Source organism: Pantoea sp. CTOTU49201, from assembly GCF_032054795.1.
Classification (GTDB): domain Bacteria; phylum Pseudomonadota; class Gammaproteobacteria; order Enterobacterales; family Enterobacteriaceae; genus Pantoea; species Pantoea symbiotica.
This window is the reverse complement of record NZ_DAMBSA010000026.1, coordinates 19,200-21,540: the sequence shown is the minus strand read 5'-3', so window position 1 is coordinate 21,540 and position 2,341 is coordinate 19,200. Positions and strand designations below refer to the sequence as shown.

The 2,341-nt window shown below is 57.9% G+C and carries 2 protein-coding genes and 1 pseudogene; all 3 read left to right on the top strand.

All coding sequences use genetic code 11. The features are described from left to right. Positions 1-1,271, top strand: a pseudogene (locus RTY00_RS03630) (type VI secretion protein IcmF/TssM N-terminal domain-containing protein); the annotation flags it as partial. A 13-nt stretch (positions 1,272-1,284) separates the two neighbouring features. After that, positions 1,285-1,983 carry a type VI secretion system-associated protein TagF gene (tagF, locus tag RTY00_RS03625; protein WP_008107694.1) on the top strand — a complete coding sequence of 233 codons (699 nt, stop codon included), beginning with the start codon at positions 1,285-1,287 and terminating at the stop codon, positions 1,981-1,983. A gap of 33 nt (positions 1,984-2,016) precedes the next feature. After that, positions 2,017-2,341 (top strand): FHA domain-containing protein (locus RTY00_RS03620; RefSeq protein ID WP_312663419.1); only part of this gene is annotated, 325 nt, incomplete at its 3' end.

Below are 2,341 nucleotides of genomic sequence, written 5' to 3'. Positions count from 1 at the left end.
AGGGTTTATGAGTTTCTACGGCAGCCAAAGCAAGCCGCCGCGATGCGATTTGGGGCTTTACTTTCCCGTGGGAACCGGGCAAACCGCACAAAGATGACTGGCATCGCAGCTTTAGCCAGCAATATCAGCACTTAGAGCAGCGTTTACAGCAGCAGTTGGCCGAGGTGATGGCGGGCGAACGCGATCTCACCCAGCGCGCCGACAGCTTCCTGTTCCCGCAAGAGTTCAGCTCACTGCGTCCGCTGCTGAATGAGTATCTCGATGTGGTGTTTTCCAGCCATCAGGAGCCGATCGCCTGGTCGGCGCGCGGTCTGTTCTTCACCAGCGGCACGCAGGAAGGTTTACCGTTTGACCGCATCATGGGCGAGCTCAATCGTAAACTACAGCTGCCGCACACCGGCGAAAGCAGCCTCGCGGCCTGGGATAGCGTTAATCGCAGCAGCCCCATTCCGGGTAACAAAGGGCAGAGTTTCTTTATCCGCGATTTGCTGAGCGATTTGGTGTTCCGCGAAAGCGGCCTGGCGGGCAGCAATCGCCATTGGGAATACCGCAATCGCCTGTTCCACTGGATTGGTTATGGCGTGCTGACCGGCGCGCTGCTGCTGCTCTCCTGTTTGTGGCTCACCAGCTATATTCAGAATCAGCGTTATCTCGACCAGGTTGCAGAGCGCATTGGCCCGATCACCACGCAAAGTCAGCAGGTGATCCATCAGCCCGCCGATAATATTTTTGATCTGCTACCCTTCTTAAATAACCTGGTGAAACTGCCGCTCTCCGAGCGTTTTTCCCTCGACAATCCACCGCTTACCATGCGCGTTGGGCTGTATCGTGGCAACCAGGTAAGCGATGCGGCATGGGCGCTTTATCAAAATGCGCTTAAGTCTTTACTGTTGCCGCGCGTGGCACAGCAGATCACTAATTTGCTGCGTGACGATCCGGGCACCAATAACGAATACAGTCGCAATGCGCTGCGCGCTTATCAAATGCTGTATCAGCCGCGTAATTATGACGGCGAGTTTCTGCGTGGCTGGCTGATGCAAAACCTGCAAAGCACGCTGCCGGATGATGTCAGCGCGCGCGATTTGCAGCAGCTCGACTGGCATCTGAGCCAGCTGCTGGATCAACAAATTCAGTCTTCGCCCTATGCGCGAGACAACGCGTTGATGATGCGTAAGCTTGCGGAGAATCTGAAAAATGCCGGTGACAGCAGCAACACGCTGGCGATTGCGCCGCACGTCGTTTCGCAGCGATTGACCAGACACAGTGAGTAATGGTGAGGTAATCATGCCGACACACACTGCGCCGGGCTGGTACGGCAAATTACCGGCCACCGGCGATTTTTTGCGCCAGCGTCTGAGTGAAAATACCGTGACGCCTTGGAGCCACTGGTTTCAACAGGGATTGACGCACTGGCATCAGCAACCGGATGCCAGTCCGGCACAGTTTTTACGTGCGCCGGTGTGGAATTTTGTGTTGCCGCTTTCGCCGCTGCGTCAGCAGGTGCAGATGGGCTGCCTGCTGCCCTCGTGCGATCGCGTGGGCCGCAGTTGGCCGCTGCTGGCGCTACGCAGCTTCCCGCTGAGCCGCTGGCACAGCGCGCAGCTGGCAATGTCCGGCGACTGGTTTCAGGAGTTGGGCGCGCTGCTGCTGCACGCAGTGCGCGATCGGCTCAATCCCGATGCGCTGGAGCAGCAGATGCAGCGCCTGTCGCCGCTGCTGGTGCCGGATACGCAGCGCAGCGACATCATGGATGTGATTGGTTTTGATGATTTGCCCTGCACGCTGAGCTGGCGTGAAGTGGCTGACAGGTTCGATCCGCAGCAGCACATGAGCTACTGGTGGAGTAATCGCAGTGACGGTTTTAGCCATGCCACGCATAAACACAGTGGCCCGCTGACTGCGCAACTTTTTTCATTATTGTTTAACCCGGCGTCTGGTGCACAGCCGGGCCGCAACGGCCTCTATCCACCGATGTTTGAATAGGCCGTCGCGTTTGCCTTGTTAACGGGATGACTCATGCAATTTACCATTGTGCAGTGCAATACGGATGTGCCCGCCAAGACGGTAGCCTTCAAACCGCCCGGCGGCACCATCGGCCGCAGTCAGGATAACGATCTGGTGCTGCCTGACGAATCGCGCGCCATATCGCGTCTGCAGGCGCTGGTGCACCTTTCGCCGGAGGGCGAATGCCGCCTGACCAATCAGGGCAGCGTGACGTCGGTGGTATTGAACGGCGTCGCGTTGCAACGCGGCTCGCAAGTGGCGCTGCAGGATGGCGACACGCTGCAAATTGGTGAGTACGGGCTCGAAGTGCGCGATCCCAACAATCTCAAAACCCGCC